Source organism: Methylomicrobium lacus (genome assembly GCF_041897535.1).
Classification (GTDB): Bacteria; Pseudomonadota; Gammaproteobacteria; order Methylococcales; family Methylomonadaceae; genus Methylomicrobium; species Methylomicrobium lacus_A.
On the sequence record NZ_CP169217.1, the window covers coordinates 197,715 to 223,643 of the forward strand.

The 25,929-nt window shown below is 52.2% G+C and carries 27 protein-coding genes, 1 tRNA gene and 1 pseudogene; 14 read left to right on the plus strand and 15 right to left on the minus strand.

Translation table 11 applies throughout. From position 1 onward, the window contains the following. The first annotated feature begins 18 nt into the window (after positions 1–18). The 5 genes from ACEPPP_RS00845 to ACEPPP_RS00865 all read left to right on the plus strand — a co-directional run bounded on the left by ACEPPP_RS00845 (position 19) and on the right by ACEPPP_RS00865 (position 4,630). A complete protein-coding gene (locus ACEPPP_RS00845) occupies positions 19–894 on the plus strand; it encodes an NAD(+) kinase (RefSeq protein WP_374089172.1) in 876 nt (291 codons plus the stop codon). A gap of 7 nt (positions 895–901) precedes the next feature. Continuing rightward, positions 902–2,581, plus strand: a complete 1,680-nt coding sequence (gene recN, locus ACEPPP_RS00850) for a DNA repair protein RecN (protein WP_374089173.1) — start codon at positions 902–904, stop codon at positions 2,579–2,581. Further along, positions 2,578–3,594: an agmatine deiminase family protein gene (locus tag ACEPPP_RS00855; protein WP_374089174.1), complete on the plus strand. Its 1,017-nt coding sequence runs from the start codon at positions 2,578–2,580 to the stop codon at positions 3,592–3,594. Before recN ends, ACEPPP_RS00855 begins: the two co-directional genes overlap by 4 nt. 73 nt (positions 3,595–3,667) lie before the next feature. Beyond that, entirely contained in the window at positions 3,668–4,003 is a 336-nt protein-coding gene (locus tag ACEPPP_RS00860) for a DUF4359 domain-containing protein (RefSeq protein WP_374089175.1), read from the plus strand. Positions 4,004–4,105: 102 nt separating this feature from the next. Then, positions 4,106–4,630: a nucleoside triphosphate pyrophosphohydrolase family protein gene (locus ACEPPP_RS00865; protein WP_374089176.1), complete on the plus strand. Its 525-nt coding sequence runs from the start codon at positions 4,106–4,108 to the stop codon at positions 4,628–4,630. A gap of 3 nt (positions 4,631–4,633) precedes the next feature. On the opposite strand, the gene ACEPPP_RS00870 is transcribed toward ACEPPP_RS00865, so the two are convergent. The 3 genes from ACEPPP_RS00870 to ACEPPP_RS00880 all read right to left on the minus strand — a co-directional run bounded on the left by ACEPPP_RS00870 (position 4,634) and on the right by ACEPPP_RS00880 (position 6,338). Further along, positions 4,634–5,011: a rhodanese-like domain-containing protein gene (locus ACEPPP_RS00870; protein WP_374089177.1), complete on the minus strand. Its 378-nt coding sequence runs from the start codon at positions 5,009–5,011 to the stop codon at positions 4,634–4,636. Positions 5,012–5,036: 25 nt separating this feature from the next. Next, on the minus strand, positions 5,037–5,681 hold the full coding sequence (locus tag ACEPPP_RS00875) for a hypothetical protein (protein ID WP_374089178.1): 645 nt from the start codon (positions 5,679–5,681) through the stop codon (positions 5,037–5,039). Between the two features lie 144 nt (positions 5,682–5,825). Next, entirely contained in the window at positions 5,826–6,338 is a 513-nt protein-coding gene (locus ACEPPP_RS00880) for a hypothetical protein (RefSeq protein ID WP_374089179.1), read from the minus strand. A gap of 185 nt (positions 6,339–6,523) precedes the next feature. Between ACEPPP_RS00880 and ACEPPP_RS00885 the strand changes: the two genes are divergently transcribed. Beyond that, on the plus strand, positions 6,524–7,147 hold the full coding sequence (locus ACEPPP_RS00885; RefSeq protein WP_374089180.1) for a hypothetical protein: 624 nt from the start codon (positions 6,524–6,526) through the stop codon (positions 7,145–7,147). A gap of 216 nt (positions 7,148–7,363) precedes the next feature. Here ACEPPP_RS00885 and ACEPPP_RS00890 read toward each other — a convergent pair whose 3' ends face one another. From ACEPPP_RS00890 to fae, 7 genes are all read right to left on the minus strand, one after another. Continuing rightward, complete coding sequence (locus ACEPPP_RS00890) at positions 7,364–8,071, minus strand: hypothetical protein (protein ID WP_374089181.1); 708 nt, start codon at positions 8,069–8,071, stop codon at positions 7,364–7,366. A gap of 464 nt (positions 8,072–8,535) precedes the next feature. Next, positions 8,536–8,859 carry an EthD family reductase gene (locus tag ACEPPP_RS00895; protein WP_374089182.1) on the minus strand — a complete coding sequence of 108 codons (324 nt, stop codon included), beginning with the start codon at positions 8,857–8,859 and terminating at the stop codon, positions 8,536–8,538. A gap of 16 nt (positions 8,860–8,875) precedes the next feature. Continuing rightward, positions 8,876–9,247 carry a DUF167 domain-containing protein gene (locus tag ACEPPP_RS00900; RefSeq protein ID WP_374089183.1) on the minus strand — a complete coding sequence of 124 codons (372 nt, stop codon included), beginning with the start codon at positions 9,245–9,247 and terminating at the stop codon, positions 8,876–8,878. An 81-nt stretch (positions 9,248–9,328) separates the two neighbouring features. Continuing rightward, positions 9,329–10,783 carry an IS66 family transposase gene (locus ACEPPP_RS00905; RefSeq protein WP_374089184.1) on the minus strand — a complete coding sequence of 485 codons (1,455 nt, stop codon included), beginning with the start codon at positions 10,781–10,783 and terminating at the stop codon, positions 9,329–9,331. 167 nt (positions 10,784–10,950) lie between these two features. Beyond that, the gene (locus ACEPPP_RS00910) at positions 10,951–11,433 is read right to left on the minus strand and encodes an ion channel (RefSeq protein ID WP_374089185.1); all 483 of its coding nucleotides are present in this window, start codon (positions 11,431–11,433) and stop codon (positions 10,951–10,953) included. Positions 11,434–11,852: 419 nt separating this feature from the next. Continuing rightward, positions 11,853–12,326: a hypothetical protein gene (locus ACEPPP_RS00915; protein ID WP_374089186.1), complete on the minus strand. Its 474-nt coding sequence runs from the start codon at positions 12,324–12,326 to the stop codon at positions 11,853–11,855. 154 nt (positions 12,327–12,480) lie between these two features. Further along, a complete protein-coding gene (fae, locus tag ACEPPP_RS00920; protein WP_374090860.1) occupies positions 12,481–12,993 on the minus strand; it encodes a formaldehyde-activating enzyme in 513 nt (170 codons plus the stop codon). Between the two features lie 368 nt (positions 12,994–13,361). Between fae and ACEPPP_RS00925 the strand changes: the two genes are divergently transcribed. Together ACEPPP_RS00925 and ACEPPP_RS00930 are read left to right on the plus strand one after the other, a co-directional pair. Next, the gene (locus ACEPPP_RS00925) at positions 13,362–15,011 is read left to right on the plus strand and encodes an FAD-dependent oxidoreductase (protein WP_374089187.1); all 1,650 of its coding nucleotides are present in this window, start codon (positions 13,362–13,364) and stop codon (positions 15,009–15,011) included. A gap of 209 nt (positions 15,012–15,220) precedes the next feature. Then, positions 15,221–15,391 carry a hypothetical protein gene (locus ACEPPP_RS00930; RefSeq protein ID WP_374089188.1) on the plus strand — a complete coding sequence of 57 codons (171 nt, stop codon included), beginning with the start codon at positions 15,221–15,223 and terminating at the stop codon, positions 15,389–15,391. 156 nt (positions 15,392–15,547) lie between these two features. On the opposite strand, the gene ACEPPP_RS00935 is transcribed toward ACEPPP_RS00930, so the two are convergent. Next, the gene (locus ACEPPP_RS00935; protein ID WP_374089189.1) at positions 15,548–16,042 is read right to left on the minus strand and encodes a DUF421 domain-containing protein; all 495 of its coding nucleotides are present in this window, start codon (positions 16,040–16,042) and stop codon (positions 15,548–15,550) included. Positions 16,043–16,109: 67 nt separating this feature from the next. Here ACEPPP_RS00935 and ACEPPP_RS00940 point away from each other — a divergent pair, with 67 nt between their 5' ends. The 4 genes from ACEPPP_RS00940 to ACEPPP_RS00955 all read left to right on the plus strand — a co-directional run bounded on the left by ACEPPP_RS00940 (position 16,110) and on the right by ACEPPP_RS00955 (position 18,773). After that, positions 16,110–16,349 (plus strand): hypothetical protein, encoded by a 240-nt coding sequence (locus tag ACEPPP_RS00940; RefSeq protein ID WP_374089190.1) that lies wholly within the window; start codon positions 16,110–16,112, stop codon positions 16,347–16,349. Between the two features lie 39 nt (positions 16,350–16,388). After that, positions 16,389–17,252: a class I SAM-dependent methyltransferase gene (locus ACEPPP_RS00945; RefSeq protein ID WP_374089191.1), complete on the plus strand. Its 864-nt coding sequence runs from the start codon at positions 16,389–16,391 to the stop codon at positions 17,250–17,252. Positions 17,253–17,457: 205 nt separating this feature from the next. Beyond that, positions 17,458–18,204, plus strand: a complete 747-nt coding sequence (locus ACEPPP_RS00950; protein ID WP_374089192.1) for a DUF4410 domain-containing protein — start codon at positions 17,458–17,460, stop codon at positions 18,202–18,204. A 38-nt stretch (positions 18,205–18,242) separates the two neighbouring features. Then, a complete protein-coding gene (locus ACEPPP_RS00955; RefSeq protein WP_374089193.1) occupies positions 18,243–18,773 on the plus strand; it encodes a transposase in 531 nt (176 codons plus the stop codon). 158 nt (positions 18,774–18,931) lie between these two features. Here the strand turns inward: ACEPPP_RS00955 and ACEPPP_RS00960 are convergent, their stop codons facing one another. From ACEPPP_RS00960 to ACEPPP_RS00970, 3 genes are all read right to left on the minus strand, one after another. Then, the gene (locus ACEPPP_RS00960; protein WP_374089194.1) at positions 18,932–19,504 is read right to left on the minus strand and encodes a hypothetical protein; all 573 of its coding nucleotides are present in this window, start codon (positions 19,502–19,504) and stop codon (positions 18,932–18,934) included. 97 nt (positions 19,505–19,601) lie between these two features. Next, positions 19,602–20,288 (minus strand): NrdJb, encoded by a 687-nt coding sequence (locus ACEPPP_RS00965; protein ID WP_374089195.1) that lies wholly within the window; start codon positions 20,286–20,288, stop codon positions 19,602–19,604. 14 nt (positions 20,289–20,302) lie between these two features. Continuing rightward, the gene (locus ACEPPP_RS00970) at positions 20,303–22,453 is read right to left on the minus strand and encodes an adenosylcobalamin-dependent ribonucleoside-diphosphate reductase (protein WP_374089196.1); all 2,151 of its coding nucleotides are present in this window, start codon (positions 22,451–22,453) and stop codon (positions 20,303–20,305) included. Between the two features lie 368 nt (positions 22,454–22,821). Here ACEPPP_RS00970 and ACEPPP_RS00975 point away from each other — a divergent pair. Further along, a tRNA-Ser gene (locus ACEPPP_RS00975) sits at positions 22,822–22,912 on the plus strand. Positions 22,913–23,656: 744 nt separating this feature from the next. Here ACEPPP_RS00975 and ACEPPP_RS00980 read toward each other — a convergent pair. Then, entirely contained in the window at positions 23,657–24,682 is a 1,026-nt protein-coding gene (locus ACEPPP_RS00980) for an NAD-dependent epimerase/dehydratase family protein (protein ID WP_374089197.1), read from the minus strand. A gap of 873 nt (positions 24,683–25,555) precedes the next feature. Between ACEPPP_RS00980 and ACEPPP_RS00985 the strand changes: the two are divergent. Then, a pseudogene (locus tag ACEPPP_RS00985) lies at positions 25,556–25,912 on the plus strand (IS701 family transposase); the annotation flags it as partial. Positions 25,913–25,929 lie beyond the last annotated feature (17 nt).

Sequence of the window (25,929 nt, forward strand, 5' to 3'; positions counted from 1 at the left end):
ACCGGCAATCTTCCTGCAATGCGGACTTCCTTCGACACCATCGGCATCATCGGCAAACCCAGCGATCCCAGCATTGCCGGGACCTTGGCGCTGATTTACGAGTATTTGCTCCAGGCGGGTTATCGGGTGATCATCGCCGCGGACAGCGCCGAATTTATTCGCGGCAAGGCCGCCGTGGCGGTGGCGACGGAGCAAATCGGCCGGCATTGCGACCTGGTCATCGCGGTCGGCGGCGACGGCACCTTTCTGTCTGCCGCGCGCGCGATCGTGAATTACGGCATCCCGCTGATCGGGGTCAATCTCGGCCGGGTGGGCTTTCTGGTCGATATTTCGCCGGATGAATTGCCGGCACGCCTCGAAGCGACCCTGCAGGGCCATTACAAGGCAGAAGAACGCTATTTCCTGCGCGCGAAGATCATCCGCGAAGGTCAGGTCATTCACGAAGAGATCGCGCTGAACGAAGTCGCGGTGCACCGCTGGATCACGCCGAGCATGATCGAGATCGTGACCCAAATCGACGGCGTGTTCCTGAATTCGCAGCGTTCCGACGGCCTGATCATTTCGACGCCGACCGGCTCGACCGCTTATGCGCTGTCCGCGGGCGGGCCGATTCTGTCGCCGTCGCTGAATGCCTTGGTGCTGGTGCCGTTGAATCCGCACACGATGTCGAATCGGCCGATCGTGATCGAAGGCGGCGCCGAGATCGAACTGAGCTTCTGCCAGACCAAGCAGATTCAGGCCCTGGTCACCTGCGATCATTTGCAGATCCCTGACGTGTTGATCAGCGACAGGATTCTGATCAAGAAAGACCCGAAACCGATTAAAATTCTGCACCCGGAAGATCATGATTTTTTCCAGGTCCTCCGCACAAAATTGAACTGGAGCAACGGTTGAGAGCCCCATGCTGTTGAATTTGACTATTATCGATCTGGCCGTCGTGAAGGCGCTCGATCTCGATCTTGAAAAAGGCATGTCGGTGTTGACCGGCGAAACCGGGGCCGGCAAGTCGATCCTGTTGACTGCGCTCGGGCTTGCGCTCGGCGACCGCGCCGATTCCGGCTATGTGCGCCCGGAAGCGAAGCGCGCCGAAATCAACCTCGAATTCGATCTCGGCGATGCGCCGCTCGCGCGCGACTGGCTGGTCGAAAACGAACTCGATGACGGCGAGCATTGCCTGATCCGCCGGGTCGTGAACGAAGACGGCCGCTCGAAGGCTTACATCAACAACCGTCCGGTCACCCTGCAATCGCTTCAGGAACTCAGCGAAAAACTGGTCGAGATTCACGGCCAGCACGCGCATCTGCGGCTGCTCGGCGCGGACGAACAACGCCGCCTGCTCGATGCGTTCGCGAAAAACCAGCCCTTGCTCGACCGGTTGAATGCGTCATACCGGCAATGGCATCAGGCGCACCGGGAACTGGCCGCGCTGAAGAAAGCCAGTCTCGATCACAGCGAGCGCGAGGAACTGCTGCGGTACCAACTGGACGAGCTGAGCCAGCTCGATCTGGCGCATTTCGATTATCAGGCCTTGTCCGACGAACACAGCAAACTGGCCAATCTCGGCCAGATTCTCAGCGCGGGCCAGCAGCAGATCGATGTGCTGTATGAAAACGATCAGGTATCGGTGATCCGGATGCTCGGTCACTGCGTGAACGAACTGAATCATCTGTCCCGCTTCGCGACGGAACTGAACAGCGTCTGCTCGCTGCTCTCGGAAGCGCAGATTCAGATCGAGGAAGCCGCGCTGGAACTGCGCCGCTTTCTGGAGTCGCAGGAAGCCGATCCGAAACGCCTGGAAGACCTCGAAAACCAGATCGGCGTGATCCAGAGCCTGAGCCGGAAGCATCATGTCGCGCCCGAGGAACTGCCGGAACTGGCGCAAAAGCTCGCGCACGAACTCGACAATCTGACGCACAGCGAAGAAAGGATAGGAACGCTCGAAGCGGATGTGGCGAAATTTCTCGATCAATACCGGCAACTGGCCGCCGAGCTGAGCGAAAAACGCGGGCAGGCGGCGACCCGGCTCGGCCAGCAGATTTCGGGGATGATCAAGGAACTCGGCATGCCGCAAGGCGAATTCCGGGTCGAATTGACAGGACTCGACGGCAACGAACCGAAAACGAACGGCCTCGACAAGATCGAGTTTCTGGTCAGCGCGAATCCCGGCATGCCGCCGAAGCCGCTGGCGAAGGTCGCATCGGGCGGCGAGCTGGCGCGGATCAGTCTCGCGATTCAGGTCACCACGTCGAGCGACAAGACCACGCCGACGATGATCTTCGACGAGGTCGATTCGGGCATCGGCGGCGGCATCGCCGAGATCGTCGGCCAGAAGCTCAGAAGCCTGAGCCATAACCGCCAGGTCATGTGCGTGACGCATCTGCCGCAGGTCGCCGCGCAAGCGCATCACCATCTGTTCGTCGCGAAAAACCAGCAGACCGACATCACCTCATCGACCGTGCGCGTGCTCGAAGACGAGGAACGCGTGCTCGAAGTCGCCCGCATGCTGGGCGGCGTCAATCTTACCGACAACACCCTGGCGCACGCCAGGGAAATGCTAACCTTAGGAAACTCACACCAATGATCCGCTTTCCAGCCGAATGGGAACCCCAATCCGCCGTTTTGATCGCCTGGCCGCATGAGACCGGCGATTTCATTCATCTCGAAGAAGTCGAGACCTCTTACCATTTCATCGCCGAAACGATCAGTCAATATGAAAAGCTGTTCATCGTCTGCCGCGATCAGGAGCACGAAAGCCGCATCCGCGGACTGATCGAAAGCAACGACAACATCGTCTTCATCCACGCGAAGGTCAACGACATCTGGGTCCGCGACACGGTGTTCCTGACCGTCGAGGAAGACGGCAAGCCGCTGCTGTTGAATCTGCGCTTCAACGGCTGGGGCGAGAAATATCCGCACGACGACGACAATGCGCTGAATCAAAAACTGCTGGCGTCACCGGCTTTCGAAGGCGTCAGAAGTCTCGATATCGACTTCATCCTCGAAGGCGGCAGCGTCGAAAGCGACGGCAGGGATACGATCATGACGACCCGCCAGTGCCTGCTGAATCCAAACCGCAACAAGGAGCTCAGCAAACACGAGATCGCGCGCCAGCTCGGCCTGAGCTTCGGCGCAGCCCGTGTGTTCTGGATCGATCAGCCGAACCTGCCCGGCGACGACACCGACGCACATATCGACACATTGGCGCGGTTTTGCAGCTTTGATACGATCGCCTATACCGCATCGGATGACGAAACCAATCCGCAATACGACAGTCTGAAAAATATGGAAAACCAGCTGCAGGCACTGCGCACGCGCGGCAACAAGCCGTATCGATTGGTTCCCCTGCCATTGCCGAAAGCGCTCTTCGACGAAGACGGCCGCCAACTGCCGGCCAATTACTCGAACTTCCTGATCATCAATCAGGCGGTGATGGTGCCGGTCTACGACGACCCTATGGATGCGGTGGCGTTGGAACGTCTGGCCGGCTGTTTCCCCGAGCACAAGATCATCCCGACGCCCTGCCGGCCTCTGGTGCATCAGTACGGCAGCCTGCATTGCATGACGATGCAGTTTCCGGCCGGCGTATTTAAATAGGCGTTGATCTGTCAATGCTTTATCGACGGCAAACGCTCATCCGTTTGCCGTCCTGTCTTTTTGGGAGAGTCTCATGAAATTGCTGGCTTCAACCCTGATCCTGCTCGCTTTCCTCGGATTTCTGGCCTATACCAATCCGAGCATGGACAGCTATGACCAATTCATCAATCAGCGCATTCTCGATAAAGCCGGGCAAGCCAAAGATCCGCTTCAAGGCATGATCGGCTCCGTGCTGGGCGGGGTAGCGTCCAGGCTGATGGTCCAGCAAACGGAACGAAAGGATTATATTATTTTCAGCGCCTACGATACCGTGATCGGCAACAGCCATATCCGCGCGATCGGCCTTGTGAATCATTTTTACCTGACCGAAGACCAGGTTTTCAAGGATCAGGCACTTCAATCCCCATAAAATGAACCATCCTCAGCCGCTCGAAGTCGTAGGTCTACAGTTGTATCCTCTATTTCAGCGCTTTGCGGCAGCATAAAGCCCTCATTCAGGCGAGGAGCGGTCATGAACAAACATTTGCAATCAGTCAGAGAATACCGCGCAAAATTCGGCTTTCCGGCGGAAGGCCATATTTCCGACATGGCTATCGTGATGCGGCAGGCCTGGTTGATGGAGGCGGGCAAGCAGGCGCTGCTGGCGATCAAACAGGGCGACATGGCCGAAATTCTGACCCGGCTGACCGCTTTGGTCTATCTGGGCTTGAATGCGATCGCTCAGCAAGGCTGCGAATTCGAGGTGGACGAGCAGCCGGTATTCTGGCGGCATGACGGCACGGTGCTGTCGCTGATGCGAGTGATCAGCGAACGCATCCATGCCTGCTCCTCAGGACACTGCAAAGATTATTCTGAGCTGTATTGCGTCACGGCGCAATTAACCGGCAGCTTCTTGAATGCGGATTTCGACAAGGCGTTCAGCGCGTTTCACCTGCATCAAATGGAAACGGGGACAGCTTACGGGCAAGGTGTCGAAAATCGGGGCGAAGTCGACTGGACCAAGCTGCCCGATTTGAGCGATTGCCTTTATGAGTGACGCTCATTCAAAAGCAAGCCCCGCCTTTCTCCAGGCCTTGGCGCCGCCTTCCAGATTGAATAAGTTACGGTAACCCAATTCATAAAGCGATCTCGCCGCCGCATTGCCCATCGGGCCGCCTTCGCAATAGAGGTAGATCGGTGTGTTTTTATCTTGGGGCAGTTTGTCCTGGTATTTCGCGACGTCGTCGTAGGGAATGAAAAGGTCGGTGCCCATGATGTGCCGCTGCTGGGGCGTGTGCACGTCAACCAGCAAAATATCGGCATTTTGCATGGTCCGGTTTAATTCGTCAGCGGATATCGTTTTGACATAGTCCGGTTTTTGGAAATTGCATCCCGCAACGCAGACAAGCATCGCGATAACGGCACAGGATTTTTTCATTAGGGTCGTTTTGTCGTTCATAAAATCAATCTTTGCTTTGTCGAAGCGGCGACACCGCGATATTTCTTAGAAAGCCTTCCGCTTCCCCTTTCAGTTTATCATCGAGCGCCGCCGCGCTGCCCTGCGGCCTTCTTTCGGAATAGGAGGCGTCGATCATAAATTCGGACGATGCGTCGAGGCAAACGAAACCGTGCACCGTGATATTAAAAACGATGCCGGGCGTATAGGGATTATTCCGTTCTTCTTGTTCCAAATCATAGCGGGAGCAATAGCTGCCAGGAAGGCCGTAAGGGGCCGACTGAAGGCTAAGGAGGCGAAATCCCTCCCTATTCAATTGCGCTCGAAACAGTTCTTCCTGCGCTTTCGGAAACTCGGCCGCAAAATTAACTTTCTTGATTTCCGGCTGCATCACCATAACCGTGGCAACAAAAGTATGCATCAATTTTTTTCTTTGTGCGGACAGCGCTTTGCCAAAGACGGTGAGGTTAGGGCTTTGCTCAAGAAAGTGCCAGTCATTACCCTGCGGCGGCAACAATGAATAACCCGTTCCGAAATAGCGCTCGGTCGCGTCGGTCACCGGACGCGGCAAGGATTGCTGCGCGCATCCGGATAACATCATGATGATTAGGCACCATGGCATCCGCTTGATGTTCGTATTGGCTTGATTCATGACAACAACCTCATTATAGCGAATAGGGCTTGAATAGATTAATCGCCTTTGAAAGCGTTTGAAACTAACCGGAGGGTCGCGAAGGCAATCAGCCGTTTCGAAGCCTGTGGCTGTTGCCGGCGGATCGCTAAATACGGCTTTATCCTATCCCGGGCAGCCTGCAGTCACTTGAGGATCTTGGGGGTTGACCCGCTTGAAATTCCACTTGCATTGGCCTACTGTTTTCATGGCCTCCGGAGAGTCAGGAATGCTATAGATCGATGTTCCCGTCAGTGTGCCCGTACCGGTATTGAGATTTACGCTTGCGCTTAGTTTGGCAATCTCGGAAAAATAGGCGTTGAGTTCGGGACCGGTCGAGCAATCGGCTAAGGCCACCTGGCCCTTGGAGGAGGGCTTGTTCTGGTGGGCGATCACGGAGCCCGTAAAATAAGTTACCGTAGTATTATTAGCCTCGTCGACCCATTCAACAGAGACATTCTCTCCATACTGGCTGATATACAGGGTTTGCTTCTTATCGCTTACCGTGTTGTAGGTAAGGCCGTCGAAGTTAGAGCAAGTGAATTTACCGCTCCATGTTCCGGTGATATCAAGTGCGCCGGCAGGCGCCGAAGCGAAGGTGATAACGAGTGTTAGCGGTGCTAAGCGCGTCAATGCCATAAATTTCCTCTTTGCCATCTGCAAATGTATTGGTGTGTGTTTAATTTTAGTCTTTTCGCCGATATTATAGGCTTCAGGTTGCAAATTTCGGATGGATTGTTCAGGATATATGAAGACCACCTACGGTGGTTGCTAGCTTTTATTAAATTAATCTTGAATTTCTCAAATACTTGTTAAATTTTTTTATGAAAATTGTTTTTCGTCTTCTCCTCGCAGCAACACTACTGACGCCGACGCTTGCCGCGGCGGATCTGATCATTTACAAAGGGACACGCACCGATGCTTTCACCGGCGAAGGTCATGGCGGCTTTCTGACAAAGAAGCAAATCCTCATCGTTGATTATCAAAACGTTCAGGCATCCGTGATCCATTACTCGTCGGCGAACGGGGTTAAATCCTACAAGGTTGAGCCGTTGATTGATCCGCATTTTGTGCATGTTAGGGGAGCAAAAGGTGATTTCACTGCCATAGCGCGCACGCCATTGCAAAACGAGATCAACGCCGGGGTGGCTGGGGACCGCGCTTACTTTCATGGTGAGAATGCTATGTTAACAGTGAACAGCGCCGCGAACAGCAAGGTTACCATTCCTTTTCCGAAAGTCATGCACGGACATGTCGGTAGCAGTATTGCCTATTCCGATAGTACGGGGGAGGCGACTCTTACGTGGGGTGGCTGGAATGTTAGTTTTGACTCTGCCGGTACCTTGAAGAGCAATCACGCCGGGGAATCATTCGATGCTGCTCTGGCCAGATACTCTGCTGCGCTTGAATCATTGGGATATGTGCAGCAGGGGGGCATTGAAGATTAATTCGCTCATAGTTTCCATGCACTGCAACGAGCATTAAGTTAAGCGGTCGTGATTGACGGACTTCTGCCCGCAGATCAGCCTATGGTGCTTATGCGTATCCCACTGGGGTAAAAGAAGGTAGGCCGGATTTCGCCGAAGGCAATCCGCCATTTCGAAGCCTGACCCCGTTCCCGGCGGATTGCTAACGCGAATCCGCCTTGCGGACTTAAGATCCTGCTACGGCAATGTACAGGTGCCATCACCACCGTCGCGGACATAATAGTCGATGGATACATAGCCGTTGGCAGCCGAGATAACATTCGGGCCGGCGCTCAGAAAGACTGGCGTATGGGGACGGGTTGAACTGAGTTGTGTCAGCGCGACGCCATTGACGGAAACATTGAGTATGTAATTGCCATTATCGAACAGGTGGACATACGGTTGTGCCAGCCCGGTGGCTGGATTCAACGCACAACCGGGTGTCACGGTCGCGTATGACTTACCACTTGCGGCGTATTCGAGTGTGCCGTCGGCGCTGAACGTATTGCCAGAGGTGTCTGGAAGGTCACACATACCTGGCTGTACGTTGAACGCATAGCTATCTGCGGTTTTTTTACTTAGCGCCACAACTACCTTGTTTTCACCATCGGCGAGCCATACATTGGCGGCCGGATTAGCGGTTGTGACAGTTGCTATTGGGTTTTGGTTGAGCGACACGCTGGCGCTCGCCTTAATTGGCGGGTTATACAGGCCAGCTTCTACTACCGGCGATAATTCGCTTGTGTCTGGGTTAGCGGGGTCGGCGGCACATTTCACCACGCTTGATGCGTATGTTTTGCCGCTTGCTCCGACTTGTTCGGTAGTCGCCGCCCAAACCGACGCGTCTAGCGCCATAACAGCCACAAACGCGGCTATTCCCGAGGATAAGATTTTTTTGCTTTTCATACTCATATACGCTTTTTATGGAAAAGTATTCAATGGAACCGCGAAGCCGAGGCGGTAAAGCCCAGCATTATTTCCCTATAAAATTTAATTTATCTTGTGAAGTTAAATTCAACCTTAAAAGTATTAAGGTAAATCCAGGCGGGATTGGCAACCGCTTATTTTGGAAACCATAATATTACCTGATAATAGAATCTTTTAAGGCAATGCGTATCCCCTATAGTCAAAGACAAATGATAAAGGGTAGAGCGGATCAGCGCGTAATGCACCTCCTTAAGCACCGTGAAAACGGTGCGTAATTAGGCTTTCAATTCAGATTCTTTGAGACAACAAAGATGGCATTCCCTATTTGGAAGAGAATAATATTGTCTATCATCTGATAATAGAGCCTAATTGAGACAGGCTTTCTCCCAATCAATTATATTTAGGGTAGGGCGAATAGGATGAATACCATGCTTGATAAACAGCTACCGAGAAATCAACACTTCATTAAATTGAATTACCGGCTCGATATCGGTGTAGTTCGGTATATCGCCCTGGAGCAGGGCGGCGTGAGGCGTGAAAGCCGCGATGAAGTCTTCCAACGTGTCGAACAGGAAATGGCACATCGCGACATAGGCGGCTTCGCTGCCTGGAATGAGGCCGCCGAGGCCCTGTTCCACGGAAACCCCTTTGAAGCCTGGATGCGCGCCCAAGAGCTCAATGGACATCGGCATGTGCGTTTCGACATAGTATCTCAAATCGAACCGGCTGCCCGGATTGTTTGGGTAGAGGATGCTGATTTTTATCATTGTTGCGGTCTGTGTTTTATTGGGATAAATGCTTGTTGATCACGGATGGCAGTTGCTTCGGCGATTTAATGCGTAATTGCTTATTGACATTGAATCGTCCGAACACCACTTCAATATCATTGGCCGTCACCCCAAATTCTTTTGCCAGGAATCGAACCATATGGTCGGTTGCCCGGCCGCCAACCGGCGCGGCGGTGACGCTCACCTTGAGTTGATGGCCTTTGGGCTTGCCGATGGCATCCTTGTTTGCGCTCGGCGTGCCGAGAATATTCAGCACCAGGATGTCGCCATCCCAGGCGCAAAAAGAATCGATTACCAACCCTTTGCGCCCCGAGTTGCCTTCGGATGTTGCTTCAGACTTTGATTTTGTTTTTTTCGGTTTTGCCACGGAGTTGGGGGAGTCCAGGTTAAATATCCGGAGGGACTGAGTTGGTCCCGCAGGACGCGACGCGTATGCTTCAGTAACCGTTCACGCCCCCGAAGCCGAAGGCAAGCAAGCTAAAGCTGGGAATGGCAACCGGAAGGAGACATGCCCCTCCATCACCCCTTGCCAGCAAACCGTCCGCAGGGTCTGATAGACATTGACCTTGAGCCGCTTGCACGTCTCAATCAGGGACAACATCATCGGCCGAAACTGATTGCCCCGATGTGATTGCGTGAAGAAGCTGATTTTCCGCCAAATGACATACGGTCGCAGACTTTGCTCCGCAGCGTTGTTCGTCATCGGCACGCCTTGATATTTCAAAAACGTCCACAGCCGTGGGCTGTCGCGCAAAAGCTTGCGACAGGCGTGGCCGGTGCGCGTATCGCCATGGGTCGTTGCGGTGCGTTCCAGGGTGGCTTGAAAATGTTGGCGTAAGCGCTGCAAACGCCTTCGGTACAGCAAGGATTGGCAACCGCTGTGCTGCCAGCGCTTGCCGCAGTGCACCACCAGGCGGGCCAGGCGCAACAGGTAAGTGCCGTCTTCCCCGGCTTGTCCCGAACGTCCGGAGATTTTCTCCAGGTTGCGGATGATGTGTGCCCAGCAGTACTGATGCCGGTCGGCGTCATAATCGTTGTAAGCGCCGTGCCGGTCGGTGACCAGAATGCCGTCGAAATCGCCCAACAGTTCCCGGGCCGCCTGTTTGCCGCGCGAATAATGGGTCATAAAATAAGCCGCCTGCGGCGTGCTCAATGACCACAGCCAGTAGCGGCTCTTCCCGCGAAAATGGCTGGTTTCATCGGCGTGAGCCAAGCCCGCGTCACGCACCTGGTCGCCAATCTGTTGGTAGACGGGCAACAGCCAGTCGATCACCGGCGCTTGGGCTTCGCTGATCGCGCCCAAGCTGAAATCCAGCTGCCACTGCTCCGCCAACAGGCTCTCGAGTTGACGCAGACTCAAGTGGTATTGGCTGTTCAGCAGACTGATCCAGGCGATCAAGCCGGGGCCCATTTGCCCGCTCGGCACGTCGTCCGGCAAGGCCGCGCGATGACGCGCCTTGCACTGTCTGCAACACCCGCTATAACAACGGTGCTCGACCACTTGGTAACGCACTTCCGGCAAGTCGAAAACTTGATGTCGGCGATAGCCGTCCATGACGACCTCGCCGCCGCAAGCACACTGGCTCTGCGGATAATAATGTTCGATCCGATCCACCGCTGAGGCATCCAGCAAAGCGCGTTCGTGCTTGCCATGCCCCGGCTGCGCGCCTTTCGCACGCCCGGTCGGTTTTTTCGACGGCCGCTCTGCGCGTTGCTTGGGGCTGTCTTGCGACGGCGGCTTTGAGGAGTTCTCCGAATGCGTATTGAGCTGCTCTTCCAGCTCCGCTTGCCGTTTTTGCAGTTCGACCAAAAGCTGCCACAGCGCGGCAATGAGCTGCTGCGCTTCTTCGAGGCTCTGCGGGACTGGCGCCGGTTGACTGAGATCGATAACGAGTTTTGACATATCGCAATTTTCTAACAAGCGGCCGGGCTTTGGCAAGGGCGTGAACGGTTACTATGCTTCATGGTAAAAAAATAGCAGGGCAGGGCGGATTCGTCGAAGGCAATCCGCCTTTTTCGAAGTCTGCGCCCGTTTCCGGTGGATTGCCAACGCGAATCCGCTTTACGGACTTAATCTTTCTTGTTTTCGTTGAGTCTGGATTCCAGTTGATCAAGACGCTGATGTAGACGGACCAATTCTTTCAATACCTGGCTTTCTTCGCGTTCGATATCGCGTGTTTCTTTTTCGACGTTGCTCATTTCCTCCCTGAAAGAGCCTAAATTTCTGCCGATCAGCGCGGCGGAAAAGCTCGCGGTAAAGACTGCAAACATGCCGAGTCCAAAAAATATCAGGATTGCTCCCAGCAATCGCCCCAAGAACGATGTCGGTACAACGTCGCCATAGCCGACGTGCGCCATCGAAACCCAGGCGTACCAGATACCGTCGCCCAACGAATGAATATTAGGATCGACCAGGAATACGGCAAAACCGAAAATGAGCGCGGTGCTGGCTGCAATGATAATGATATATTCAAGAATCTTGACTTTCAATAAGTTGTCCTTGAGGCTAACAAGCCATTTGAACGCGTTGCCGTAAAGATCGAAGTTGGACATTGAAAACTTCCTATAAAGATTTAACAATTTAACAGGGGGACTCTGCGTTAGCAACCTGCCTTTTCGAAGCCTGAGCCCGTTCCCGGATTATCGCTAGAGCAAATCTGCCTTACTGAGTTTTTGCATATGCGTTTAGACATGATAACGCAGATCGAACTGGCAGCCTGGCATATTTCATGTGTAAAGATCAGGTTACGCTTCGCCTGTCACTTTCAAAAGTGTCGTTGAATCAGGCCACAAAAGGCACGCGATGCGTAGGCTTCATGGCAAAAAAATAACAGGGTAGGGCGGATTCGCCGAAGACAATCCGCCATTTCGAAGCATGTATCCTTTCTCGGCGGATTGCTAACGCGAATCCGCCCTCTCGGTTTAGGAATTACTTTCCTAGTCGATTGTCCGCTTGATTGGGCAAGGTCATTTTATGGCTGCTCAAAAATTTCAGACATCGTGAGATGTGTGCTAATGAATTTGCTCAACTGATCTTTGGCGCCCCTAAATGCCGTGAAATTTTCTTCTGGAAGTCCAATAATGTTGGATTCCTCATCAACTAGCTCCCTGAGAAATCTGATTTGAGACTTTACAAGATCCCGTGGATTACTCATGGCGGCGATCCGGTCTGAGCCCATAGCATAATTGTTCAAACGATCAGCGAGCTCTTGATCAAAGATTTTCAATGTGGGGTGTAAGTTCTTGAGCGTTGAAATCATTCCATCGACAGCAAAGGCAAAATTAGCAAAATTCTGCTCATTTTGGTCATTCTCGAAATACTGAAAAGCGATATGGCAGTTGAACATAGCCCCATAAAGAGTATTAATGGCTTTCGCTAAATTTTGTTTTGGAGTCAGGCTTTCGTGCCATCTAGTTTCGACGATATCAATCAATTTGGTCCACATATTACCTCCTACAAGGCAGCGAATAATCAGTTGAAGAGACTACCGCTGCCGAGTCTCTGCTCTGTTCTTTTGATAAAAGCCATTGATGAGGCTTTGTTAGTTTGCAAGAATTGCATCGTATGCTGTAAGCAATCTCTCTTGCCCGATTTCCGCTTTAATCGTGTGCTGCAAGTGGATGATGCATCACGTCTTCTTGGGAAATCACTTCGACAGGCGTCGGTTTTCCTTCGACTGCTCGTTTGATCGCCAGCTTTGTGGCTTCATAGTTCCAATCCTGGATTTTATTATTGTCCTGGGCATCCCAGTGAATATAGATACCCACGCAGATAAATACATCGTCGGCTTCTTCTATCGGTATGACTCCCTCTTTGACGCTATCGACCACGGCCTTCGCCACGCCGCGTTCTGCAGGTCCAAACATCTGATTTACCTGCTTCTCGTTTTTCATTTCAACTTTGTTGAACAGTAAAGTATTGGGCTTAGCCATAAGATTGGGCGCGACCAGCGCCAGTAAGGCATTATCGCCCCGTTTCTGATTGGTCAGCGTGTTACAAAACGCAATTTCCGCGGCGCTGCCGCGCGGCCCCATCACCAAATCAACGTGAGCCATCTCATTACCTTCACCGACCAGAGCTTCGCCCACCATTACTTTATCGATTTTTGGCATTTTCATGTTGGTTTCTCCTATAAAAAACCTCAAATCAAAAGACAAACGCCTGACTTAATAATTCCCTTACCTAGAAAATCCAGGCCGGATTGCTGGCGCTGATCCACCCAACGGTCCTGCAGAAGTACATTTTTAATGTGCCGCTTCCAGCCAACCCCCAAAAACCGAGGACAGCTGAGGACAGCTATGGCATACCGAAATTTCTCTGCCCATCTTACAAGTTATTTCTAAATAACGATTCGATTGACACATAGGCCATGCAGAGGCATAAAATAATGCTCCATTTTCAACTCGCCTAGGGGAAAGGTATGTGGGCCGATAAGAAGTGTAGAGGTATTGCGTTAATTGCAGGGTTAATGATCTCGGGAATGCTTCATGCAAAAGCGCAGCAGGAACTTGAATGCGACGTCGCCATCGTCGGCGGCGGTCCTTCCGGCGTATATTCGCTATACAGGCTTGCACCTGTGTTGCACGACCGAGTGTGTTTATTCGAAGCCAACGATTATTTCGGGGGGCGCGTCAAAGACGTCGAGGCGCCCAACGGCAAAGGCGTTTTCGGAGTCGGTGCGTTACGGGTACAGGAAACGCAAAATTTATTATTCAATTTAGCAAAAGAATTGGGTTTCGATTTGACGCAGCAAACCGGCAATTATAAAGTGCCGTACGGGTCGCAACGGGTCTTTGCCAAAGGGCATGTCACCGGTGACGTCAATAGCTTTTTACAGGATCCCAAGTTGTATCAAGCGCCTGTGCCGAACGCCGAATTTCCGGACCCGGCTTCCGGCTATGTCGATGGTCAGTATCCCGACAGCTCCACCGCATGGAATTGCGACGGCGATGCCAATTATAACGGCTGTTACAACGACGCCTATTATCACGCATTGCTCAATCCGAAATACACGCCCGCTCCCAAGCAGTACCGCAACAACACGTTATGGTTGAAGGACGTATTAACGCCTGAAGGTTTTCAATTTTTGACCGACGGTTTCCGTTTTCGGGGCGACTTTGAAAACAATATCGATGCGCTCAGCTATATTGGTTTTCTGACCGAGGATTGGGACGCTTGCTGCAATCCGACTTATCCGGAAGGCGGGATGTCCAGCTTTGTCAAAGGAATGATGAACAGCGCGGTTGCCAACGGCGCGAGGGCGTTCACTTCCGAACCGGTGCGTTCGATCGGTAAAGCAAAATCGCAATACAAATTGAAATCGGCCCATTATGCCGTGAGCGCGAACAGCGTGATCATTGCCGTGCCGGCGGAACCTTTCAAAAAAGTCGGCGGCAGCATTGCCGCGCGCATCAAAGCGCAACCGGAGTTTAAAGCGATCAAGGGCATTCGGGTCATTTCCGTCGACAACTGGTGGAAAAATGCCTGGTGGGACGGCACGCAGGCCGAAGGCGGCGGTACGCTCGACCGGGCCTGGGCGACGAAGGATGGCGTAGCAGGAGAGCTATTGTGTTTCAACGCGATGGAGTTCGGTCATACCCCTTATCATAAAAACCAAATGGTCACGCGTTCGGTTTATAACGACGATAAGGCGTGCGTCGAGTTTTGGGCAAGGTTGTACAAGAAAAAAGGTCTTGCGGGCATCAACGAAGAAATCATACGCGAATATAAAATCGTATTTCCCGAAGTCGCTGCGCAGTTGTCGGTCGATCAAATCCAGCAAACCGCTTATCAAGACTGGCCCGCTGCCTGGTATTGGTTGAAAGGCCCGACGACAATAACCAATGCGAGAGTCGCCGTTTGGGCCGTAGAGCCGCTGTCCGGTGAAAAAGTATCGCTGATCGGCGAGTCTTACAACCCGAACCGGTCGGGCTGGGTCGATGGCGCGTTGAAGTCTGCGATTAATTCGTTGAACTATAACTATTCCAACGCGCCTCAGCATAACGCGCGCATCACTGCTTATTTGCAGGCACCTCTGAATTGTTCGTCGGTAGACTTGGTTAACGGCTCGCTGGCTTATATTCCGTTCAACCAGGACGGCAATTTCAACGCCAACTGCCCGTTGCAATGATCGCGTCGTGACAAGCAGGGTTTTTGCCGGGCACTTAAGAACAGGCGACATTTAACCTTTGTTCGCCATTGCCGTAGCGGCGGCAATGGCGAACAAAGGCGTGCCGTAAACTCAACTACGGTCAAGCCCGATTCGATAAACGTCCGCCATTCGACAGGGTTGGAAAACGGTTGTGCGGAGTTAGATAACGCAAAACACAAAACGTCATCTTGGGCAGCGGCGCATCCGGTTTGGAGCTCGCGACCAAATTGGGCCGCAAACTCGGCAAACCGGGGCGTGCTGACGTCATGCTGCTCGATGCGACGTCGACGCATATATGGGAACCGTTGCTACACGAAGTGGCGGCCGGCACCTTGGACGAATCGGAACAGGTCGAATAGCGCGCGCAAGGCTGCCTCAACCATTTCCGTTTTAGGCTTGGCAAAATGGAATGTTAAGAGCTGTAGGGCGGATTCGCCGAAGGCAAGCCGCCATATCGAAGCCTGTCTCCGTTCCCGGCGGGTTGCTGGCACGAATCGGCCCTGCAGACCTAGTCTTTAAGTTCTTCCTGACTTGGCAACAATACTTATTTTCCCGTCACCTTCCAAGTAGCACTCCTTTACCTCTGTAATTTCTTCGATTCCTTGCTCTCTTAATTGGCTCATGAGCTCTTCTTTCGTTATCATTTCCTTCTGCAAGTTTCGCCGCATTAACACACCATTCTCTATCAATAAAAGTGGCTTCGGTCTGACTAATCCTTGAAACGCAGGGAATTTATACGCCAACCAATCCAGGGCATAGTTCCAGAAAAAAATTGTTCCGACAAGTACTATTCCTTCCGTGATCGACTCATATTTACTGCCCAAAGCATTTTGGGCAGCATCTGCTATCAGCACCACCACAAGCAGATCTGCTATTCCGATAGAACCTGTATCACGGCGAAGAAGACGCAAAAAGAAAAATAACACGAGATAGATGATCGTACCTCTTATCACTATCTCTATCAGACTTAAAGTTGGACTGAAGATTGAAGTCCAATCTATTTCATGCATATTTATATCTCCTGATTTGGTCTTCTGATGCCTAACATCGAGCTAACGGGACGAAGCAAGCAAATACATGGCAAAAAAATACCAGGACGTGGACGGATTCGCCGAAGGCAATCCGCCATTCCGAAGCATGAGTCCGTTTCCGGCGGAATGCCGGCGCGAATCCTCCTACGGTCCTATAGCTGTGGTTGCAACAAATATTATGCCATACCTTCAATACCGCGATGCTGATCGCTTGACAGCGGTTCACCCGAGAGGCATCATCGCCCCTGAAACGGTCAGTTATGCCCATTGTATTTCCTATCCTTAATGTCTGCTGCGGTTATTGGAAAATACCCGGCGCTGATCGATGGCTCATTTCATGGCCGGTCAACCGGAAGGCTTCATCATCATGCAGAAAATCGCTGTCCCCTCCCTTAATCCGCGCCGTTATGCCGAAACCTTCGCGGTGTTCGTGGAACACTCGCTGGAGTATCCGCAGATGCTCGACGAACTGGTTCGGGTGACCCAGTTCCTGCGCGACGGTTTCCGCCTGCTCGACATCGGGGCCGGCACGGGTCTTTTAATTCGCAGTTGGTCGGAGCGCGCCGGAAGCATACGACCTGGGCGCTACGTCGCATTCGAGCCCAATCCTCGGCATGTCGAATGCCTTTTGGCGACGGTCGCCGAATTGGAAATTGATCATGACATCCAAGCCCGACCGTTCACCCTGGATACGCCGCTGTCGAAGGAGTTCGACCTGGCACTGTTCTCCCACAGCCTCTATTGGATGCCCGACCCGGCCTTGCACATGTTGCATGCTGTCTCGGCGTTGGTGAGCGGCGGGGCGGCCCTGGCGTTTCTCGGCGGGCCCTACGGTGTTCACGCCATGTTCCCGTTGTTCGAGCCCTTCATCGAACGCACCACGCCGATGCTCCAGAATAACGCCATCAGCAGTCACGAATTGGTGCAGGGGCTGCGGTCGTACGGCGCCGAGCCCCAGGTACGCATCCTGCCGACGCCGATCGATCTCACCGGCCTGTTCGAGCCTTCCGCGGCGCCACAGTTGGCCGAATTCATTTCATTCTGCATGCAGCTCGAGTTCACTCAATTGCCCGCTTGGCTACAGGCGGACATGATCCAGTACGTGCAGGGCGGTTGCGTGCCCCAGAACGGCCGGCTTTATTGGTATCTGCCGACCGCCTCGGTGCTGCTTTCGCTTTCGAACGGATAAGGCCGGTCTTCGCTCAATAGTTAATTAGATCGAGCAATCCTCATTGAGGCCGAAGTCGATATAATCTCCGTTCCCGGCGGATTGCAGACCCACCCAACGGTCCTGCAAAAATACTTTTTAATTTGCCGCTGTCGGCTCGTGTGCAAAAATACGCGAAAAAGTCTTAAAGGCTTTTTTCAGCCTACCCCAAAAACCGAGGACAGCTATGGCATACCGAAATTTCACTGCCCATCTTGTTTGTTTAATCATCTGCATAGCATGGATTACAGGCTGCCAAACCAAACGCGATTCGGTGCTCGGAGCAGTTGAAGTCATCGATGAGGAGATTAAAGGCCCATGGCCGGCTGGCGTGCCCAAAACCCTATATGTCAGCGACTTTGCCCTCGAAGCCGAGAAAGTCGAAGTCGATCAAGGCGTTCGCGGCATTTTACCCAAACGCCGCCAAAGTCCGATAGGGCAACGGCTGCCGCATCCCATGGCGCATGCAGACCCTGAAGAACAGGCTAAGAAGATCATCGATACGATGAGTCGAAGCCTGATCAAGCACCTCATCAATAAGGGGTTGGCGGCGCAGCGCCTATCCCCCCGACAATCGCTGCCGCGCGAGGGCTGGTTAATCCAAGGGGTATTCACCGAGGTGGGCCAAGGCAACCGCATCAAGCGCGCCACCATTGGTTTTGGTCGGGGCGCGACCAGTATGGAAGCCCAGGTGGCGGTCAGCAATCTGGCCAGAGCCAACCCCAAGTCGCCTTTTCTCGTATTCGGCACCATGAAGTCTGCTAAAAAAATGCCTGGCGCCGTGGTGACCATGAACCCCTATGTGGCTGCGGCCAAATTTGTGTTGGAAAAAAATGCCTCGGAGAAGGATATCGACAAAACCGCCGAGCAAATTGTCGCCGAGATCCTGAAACACACCCAAAAATTCAAGGAGCAGGCTGAAAGCGGCAAGTGAAATAAGGAAAGAAAATCAGTTGCAGCAGGAAGTTTTCAATGACCCAATATCGTCGAGTTTACGCGCCAGGCGCCACATGGTTTTTTACGGTCAATCTCGCAGAGCGGAAACGCAATACTTTGTTAGTCGACAAAATAGACCCGCTGCGACAGGCATTTCGTAAGGTCAAACAAAGGCATCCGTTTGATATCAATGCGATTGTGGTTATGCCGGATCATTTACATTGCATATGGACGTTACCCGAGGTTGACACGGATTATTCCATTCGTTGGAACTTGCTTAAGGGGCAGTTTTCCCGTTCCCTTGAAAAGGGCGAGCGCATTTCGGCGAGTCGCATGAGCAAAAGAGAGCGGGGAATATGGCAGCGCCGATTCTGGACTCATCTGATCACGGATCAGGAAGATTTCAACCGGCATGTCGATTATATCCATTGGAATCCGGTAAAACATGGCATTGTAAAGCAGGTGGCGGATTGGCCTTATTCAAGTTTTCATCATTATGTAAGGCTTGGCGTTTACCCAGAGACATGGGGTCACAACGGCAAGTTTGATTTTGAGGCAGGAGAATAGAGATTGATAGGATGGGCTGACGAAGGAAGCCCATCGTTCGCGATTGATGGGCTTCGTGCCTCAGCCCATCCTATAGCTCTGCGTACCAGTTTCAAAGCGTTCCGGTGAATCAAGCCCCAAAAAGGTACGCGGTGCGTACCTTACATGGCTGGTTATATTTACGTATACTTTGCCACGAGCTTTGCATGACCGCCTGGAATTGTAACGCTGACATTTTCTGGGAATTTCCACAACATTCGAAACTCTTCTTGCCAAGCGTCTTCAACGGATTTTAAAAAATGGTTTCGTTGATGATCGGTTGTATATTGGCAGGGACCCATTGTGCCTTTCACACCCAGCTGAGAGTCAATTGCTTTTTTGAGCTCCTTAAGCTTTGATACCCTAACGCAACATTTTTTTCCGAGTCTCTCTGCTATGGCGGCGTTTTCACTGTCGCAGAACGATAAAATCAGGCCGTCTTCTTTGTAGTAAGAGGCATTTTGGATGTCCGGGACACGCCTACCGTTAATTACAACATTAGACATATTGAGGTTCTTGATATTATCTAAGTGAATTCCGGGCGATAGACTTCGAATATCAACGTTGGATTTGTGAATTAGATTTTCATCTGGAGTAAGAACGCCATTCCTCTCTGGATGCAAGTAGGTGCTTGCCAGCTTGATGGGAATTAATCCTCCTCCGATCCAGGTGTCAGCCCATTCGATTTCTGTCAGGTAGAGATACTTGAACATTGCTTAAGTAAATATAACAAGATATTAAACAGATCGGTATATCACTCATTTTTTCATGATAAACGGACAAACTTATCGATAAGTCTGTGCTGTCCTCTCACCCGCACTTACTCTCCCCACAATTCAAACAAGTCATACACCCATCCATCATCACCATCGCCTTGGTGCTGCATTTATTGCAGAGCACAGCCTTTTCGGGAAACGCCTGGCCTTCGGACGTTCCGTGCAGCGCTTCGAACTCGCGGCGTTTCTCGTCGAGCAGCTTTTTCTGATGGTCGGTCATCGCTTCCGGCTTGATCATGCCGATGTGCTTCAAGTGCGCTTCGATCGCATGGCCGATTTCGGCGACCAGCGACGGCATGAACACGCCGCCTTTCTTGAAATAGCCGCCGCGCGGATCGAACACCGCTTTCAATTCCTCGACCAGGAAGATGGCGTCGCCGCCTTTCCGGAACACCGCTGAGATAACCCGCGTCAGCGCCAGTACCCACTGGAAATGCTCCATGTTCTTCGAGTTGATGAAGATTTCGTAGGGGCGGCGCTCTTCGTGTTCGGTGCCCTGGTTCAGGATGATGTCGTTGATCGTGATGTACAGCGCATGCTCCGACTGCGGGGTCTTGATCTTGTAGGTCGAGCCGACCAGCACTTCCGGACGCTCGACGTTTTCGTGCATGCGTTCGAGGGCTTGCTGCTTGGTTTCGACCGCGATCTGTTCGGCGGCGGCTTTGTCTTCCTGGGTCAGCACTTTGTAGCCGACGATTTTTTTGCTGATTTTATGTGTCATGTCGGGTTCCTCAATCAAAACTTGCCGTAGTAGCCTTCTTTCAACGCGTCGAACAGATTCGCGGCGGTGTGGGTCTCGCCGTCGTATTCGACTTCCTCGTTGCCTTTGAATTCAACCACATGGCCGTCTTCGAGCGTGAACTGGTAGGTGGTGTTTTCGAGGTCCTTGTCCTTGACCAACACGCCCTGGAACACTTCCGGATTGAAGCGGAAGGTCGTGCAGCCTTTCAGGCCTTTTTCATACGCATATTCGTAGATCGACTTGAAATCCTCGTAAGGGTAGGCGGTCGGCACGTTCGCGGTTTTCGAGATCGACGAATCGATCCACTTTTGCGCGGCGGCCTGAATGTCGACATGCTGCTTCGGCGTGACGTCGTCGGCGGCGATGAAATAATCCGGCAGTTGCTGGCTCGGATCGTCGCTGTACGGCATCGCGTCCGGGTTGACCATCTCGCGGTAGGCCAACAGCTCGAACGAATACACGTCGACCTTTTCCTTCGATTTCTTGCCGGCGCGGATCACGTTGCGCGAATAGTGGTGCGCGAAGCTCGGCTCGATGCCGTTGCTGGCGTTGTTCGCGAGCGACAGCGAAATGGTGCCGGTCGGCGCGATCGAGCTGTGATGGGTGAAGCGGCAGCCGGTTTGCGCGATTTCGGCGACCAGGCCGGGTTCGACTTCGGCCAGTTGCTGCATGTAGCGGCTGTATTTCGCGTGCAGAACCTTGCCGGGAATCGTGTCGCCGATCTTGTAACCGTCCGCGATCATTTCCGGGCGCTTGTGCAGCATTTCGCCGGTCACCTTGAACGTCTGTTCCATGATCGGCGCGGGGCCTTTTTCCTTCGCCAGCGCCAGGCCTTCCTTCCAGCCTTCGACGGCCAGCACTTTGGTCACTTCTTCGGTAAAGCGCAGCGATTCGGCGTCGCCGTATTTCATGCCGAGCAGGGTGACGGTCGAACCGAGGCCGAGGTAGCCCATGCCGTGGCGGCGCTTGCTGAAAATTTCATCGCGCTGCTTGGACAGGGGCAGGCCGTTGATTTCGACCACGTTGTCGAGCATGCGGGTAAAGATACGCACGGTCTTGCGGTAAGTGTCCCAATCGAAATGCGCCTCGCCGGTGAACGGCTTGACCACGAAACGGGTCAGGTTGATCGAACCGAGCAGGCAGCTGCCGTAAGGGGGCAGGGGCTGTTCGCCGCAGGGATTGGTCGCGCGGATGTTTTCGCAGAACCAGTTGTTGTTCATCTCGTTGACCTTGTCGATCAGGATGAAGCCGGGTTCGGCATAATCATAAGTCGAGCTCATGATGATGTCCCACAAACGGCGCGCCGGCATCGTCTTGGTGATCCGGCAGGCGACCAGGCCGTCATTGTTCACGATGTAGCCGTCCTTGCCGGGCAGGTCGCGCCAGAGGATCTGTTTGCTGTCGCTCAAATCCAGCTTGTCGGTCTTGACTTCTTTCTCGGTGACCGGAAACGATAACGGCCAGGGCTTGTCGTTTTTGACCGCTTCGACAAATTCCTTGGTGATCAGGAGCGAGAGGTTGAACTGGCGCAGACGGCCGTCCTCGCGCTTGGCGCGGATGAATTCGACCACGTCGGGGTGGCCGACATCGAAGGTCGCCATTTGCGCGCCGCGGCGGCCGCCGGCGGAGGAGACGGTGAAGCACATCTTGTCGTAGATGTCCATGAACGACAAAGGCCCCGAAGTATAAGCGCCGGCGCCGGAGACATAGGCGTTTTTCGGGCGCAGGGTAGAAAATTCGTAGCCGATGCCGCAGCCGGCCTTCAAAGTCAGCCCGGCCTCATGCACCTTGGCCAGAATGTCGTCCATCGAATCGCCGATGGTGCCGGAGACGGTGCAGTTGATCGTCGAGGTCGCCGGCTTGTGTTCCAAAGCGCCCGCATTCGACACGATCCGGCCGGCCGGGATTGCGCCCTGACGCAATGCCCACAGGAATTCCTTATAATATTTTTCCTGCTTCGGCTTGCCGACTTCGACTTCGGACAAGGCTTTCGCGACCCGTTGATAGGTCTCGTCCATGCTCGCATCGATTGCCGTCCCTTCCTTCGTTTTCAGGCGGTATTTGGTGTCCCAGATGTCGAGCGAGGCATCCTGAAAAGGAATTTCGGTCACGGTGTTGGGGATGACATGAAGAAGTGCTGTCATGGCGATCTCTCTTTTAAGTCGTGGGTGAATAAGGCGTAAAATAACATTAAATCAGCAAGTTAGGTGGTAGGTGGATTGCTGGTCAAATGTCTATATGTGGGTTGTTGCGATTATATTAACACAACATATAGTGCTTAAAAGCAAAAAGAATACAAATTTAGAAAACGCCGAGACTGAAAAAATCGAAACCTTAAAAAAGGCTTTTAGAATCAAGGGGAGAGGGGGGATAGCTCGGATGCGGCTGAGATAAAAAAGCCTTTTTGCCGCCGCAGTCGGAGAAAAATTACCGCAGCGGCTGCGCCTGGAATGAAAAAATTGCGCTGAAAGGCTTGCAATAAAATTTCATTCGGTTATTATAGTGGGCTCACGGAGAGATGGCTGAGTGGTTTAAGGCAGCGGTCTTGAAAACCGTCGTGGGTTTGTAGCCCACCCAGAGTTCGAATCTCTGTCTCTCCGCCATCGTCTTATTATAAATCAATAGCTTACGCTATTTCTTGGGTTTCTGTCCACCAGTTTACCCACCACAAAGCGCCGGATTATGGCGGACAATGTGCCGGCAATAGTTGCGGTTCGCATCGGGCATAACACTCATCTGAGCCAAAAGCTCCTATTCCTTTGGTTTTTCTAGGCCCGGTCAATCTCTCATGAAACTTGGGCTCTAGGTCTTCAGGTTTCAAATAAGTTCTGATCGGTCCAACCTTAGCCGATTCCGCGCGATGTCCGGGTTACAGCTCCGACGACCTTATCGTTGACGTAGTGCTTCTCAATCAGTTCGATTACGACTGTCGACCGGAATGAATGAAAGGATAAATTCCTTGGCTTGCTCACGGTGATGTTTATCCAGTTACCTATGGTCTTTTCCTTCAGCTCTCGGAATCGACGGAGATATACGGGGAAAATCGCCGTGTGTCACTCGATCAATGACCTCAAAAAAATTGACGATAAAATAATTTATCTTAAAGGATTACCCTAGAAACGACGATCTCACCTCAGCCTATACCAACGTGCTGATCGCGTCTTCTCTGGTCATGCCTCGACGTATGAACGCATTCTCTTGCTCAGGCATGTCTGGGGACCGTTCGTGCTGGTACTTCAGGATCGGCAGGGGACTGTGTGTGGGGGGGGGGGGCAGTTCGTCGATCGGTCGAATGTTTAGGCTTAGATAGACACAGGACGAACGCGGGCTGCCGAAGGCAATTACCGCTAACTAATTTTTCGCTGCTGAAATCGGACGGATCCCAGTTCAGCTTTCGCGAAAAATGCTGGCGCTCCTGATGATTTCGTTTGTTGCATGAGAAACCAGCCAGCATAATTCGATACCCCGGTTTCGAAGTCCGTCTGGCGCTTGAAACCAATGTCTTCAAGTTTCTTTTGCGAATAGTTGCAATGCGGATTGATATTGTCTTTACCCAATGCTCGTAGCAGCAGACGCAAGACGACTAGCGGAAGAGAAATTTGCGGCAGCGGATAATCGGGCAAGCCATACGAACGTATTAAAAAACGCTCGACGTCAATAAAACTATTATTCGGAAAGGCATCGTCGGAAACAATAAATACGCTCCCCTTGAACGGTTTTGCATATCGAAGCAGAAACAGAATGGCTGCAACCACGTTATCGATATAGACCAGGTTCATTCGTCTCTGGCCGAAAAGGCAGGTTTTTAGATAGTTTCGCCAAAGACTGCCGTGAACCAGGTCGGTGCTCAGTTTATTCAACTGCTTCCCTCCAGGGCCAAAAACGGCGGTCGGACGCAGAATGACGGCCTCTAGATGCCCCTTGGCCGCGTCCAGAATCGTCTGTTCGATTTTGAGCTTGGTGATCCCGTATTCGGTGATCGGCCGGCATTCACTCGCCTCGGTGATTTGATCCGCCGAGTTGCGGCCGGAAACAACGGCGGTACTGCAGTGGATAAGCCTTGCGATTCCTGACGACAGGCAAGCATTAAGCAAATTTTGCATCATGGCAAGATTGCCTTGTTCGTCGGCTTCCGATGAATAAACCAGATTAATAACCGTACAACCGGGCTCGAGCAAATTGCGCAAGGAATCGACATCATTCAGATCGCCTTGGCTGACTTCAACGTTTTTAGGCCATTGAATGGAGTTTCTTTCTTGAAGTTTTGGCCTGACAAGCACCTTTATCCTTATATCTTTTATCGTTACAAGCGAGTCCAGTAAATATCTTCCTATGTAACCAGTAGCGCCTAAAATTACAATGGTCTGGTGCATGATGTGTAAGATTGTCCATTAAATGCGAAAGTGGAATCCCTGATCCCCGATTCGAAAGGGGTTGTCGTTTCTATTGTTCATTATTTAGTCCTTGACCAATCAAGGAATCGGTACCTTGATTGTCCAGGAAAAAACCAACCGAGATCGCGGACGCTTTGGATATGTCATAAGGTTTTGGGACTTTATGACGATGAGATAGCTGTTAAGCATTCAGCTGATTAAGCAATGCTATATAAATATACAAGCATTATTTGTGCCAAAATGCTCAAACCTGTCGAGCACAGCGTTTGCAGATGCCTAGATCGACTGAAGCACCTAGAAGAAAAGAGGGGCTTATCCGGTTAATTATTCAGGTAGCGGCGCTGGAATCGGAAGTTTAGGATAATTGAGGTTGCTACATTGCTCTTCTCAATCCAGCGTAACAACAGGAGCTAAGGAAACTCTGGTTATGTTCTTCGACAAGTTCTTGACGAGCAGTCAGTTGATGATTCCGCTCGTGGTAAATTTGTCGAACCATGAACGAAAGTAACTTATTCAGAGTCACCTTAATCTTTCATTGAATCAGTGCAAGGCGTCTTTATTTTAAGCAAAGGGTATTTGCTGTGTTTCTATATAAGCAAATAACCAGCAAATTGTGTCTATAAATCAGCAGAGAGCAACAGCCCGTAACCTTCAATCCCCCAATTTATAAGACAAATCTAATGTGGATCGATAAGGGCGTAGCAAAGGCTGAACGCATCGCAGAAAGCCACTCTTTGTCGACTTGGTCTGTAAAGTAGTGGCTATTCTTGCTTGTTCGTATTTATTAACTGATGTTACGCACCCACCTATGAAAAACCGGTATGCTGTCAGGATGAAAAAGCAGACCTAGAGATATACACCGACTATTTGATTAGCACGTTTGGTACAGCGACAGCGACCGGTTTATCGGCGATGGTTGAAGGAGATGTGAGCCATGATCGAGTCACGCGCTTTTTATCGGAACTCGAATATACGTCGCGAGATTTATGGGGACAAGTGAAATCGACGGTTCGGCAGATAGAGCGGGAAGACGGCGTATTGATTTTCGACGATACAATCCAAAAGAAAGCCTGGACGGACGAAAACGAAGTGATGTGTTGGCATTATGATCATTGCCAAGGGCGTTCGGTACGGGGAATCAACCAGCTCAATGCGCTGTATCACAGCGGAGGCGATTCTATTCCGGTCGCTTTTGAGCTGATCCGTAAGCCTTATCAGGAAGATGG